The organism is Cellulomonas bogoriensis 69B4 = DSM 16987 (genome assembly GCF_000767165.1).
Classification (GTDB): Bacteria; Actinomycetota; Actinomycetes; order Actinomycetales; family Cellulomonadaceae; genus Actinotalea; species Actinotalea bogoriensis.
The window spans coordinates 1-822 of the sequence record NZ_AXCZ01000390.1 but is presented as its reverse complement, the minus strand read 5'-3'; the positions used below and the strand labels follow the sequence as shown (position 1 = coordinate 822).

1 protein-coding gene is annotated in these 822 nt (G+C 73.7%); it reads right to left on the bottom strand.

Annotated elements, in window-relative coordinates; translation table 11 throughout:
- Positions 1–822: leucyl aminopeptidase family protein (locus N869_RS15620; protein ID WP_035063218.1), on the bottom strand; the 822-nt coding region annotated here is incomplete at both ends.

Here is an 822-nt window from a genome sequence, read left to right as displayed (position 1 = left end):
ACCTGGGCGCCGGTCAGGGTGGCCACGTCGACCACCACGTCCGGGTCCTCCTCGCAGGCCGCGACCAGGCCGTCGGCGAGCACCAGGCGGCCCTCGGCGTCGGTGTTGAGCACCTCCACTGTGGTGCCCCCGCGCTGGGTGATCACGTCGGAGGGACGCTGGGCCGTGCCGGACGGCATGTTCTCGGCCAGGCACAGCCAGCCGGTCACGCGTACCGGCAGCTCCAGCTCCGCGGCAGCGAGGACCGTGTGCAGGACCGCGGCCGCACCGGCCATGTCGGACTTCATCGTCTCCATGCCCTTGGCGGGCTTGATCGACAGACCGCCCGAGTCGAACGTGATGCCCTTGCCCACCAGCGCGACCGATCCACGTGCGCGGCTCGGCGCCCAGTCCAGCCGCACCAGCCTGGGGGGACGCGAGGACCCCTGGCCCACGCCCACCAGTCCGCCGTAGCCGCCTGCGGCGAGCTCCTTCTCGTCCATGACCTGGACCTTGATCTTCGTCCCCTTCGCCGCAGCGCGCGCCACGTCGGCGAACGCCGCGGGGTACAGGTCCAGCGGGGCGGTGTTCACCAGGTCGCGTGTCCCGTGCACGGCGCCGGCGACGACGGCGGCGCGGCGCGCAGCAGCCTTCGCCGCGGTGTCCCGGGCGCGGGGTGTGACGACCTCGAGCCGTTCGACCGCCGTTTCGGTGCCCGTCCGGTACCGGGTGAAGTCGTAGGCACCGAGCAGGGCGCCCTCTGCCACCGCACCGACGGCGTCCGCGTCGACCGCGGGCAGCGCGATCCCCACCGACGCGGTCCCACGGAGCTGACGCACCGCG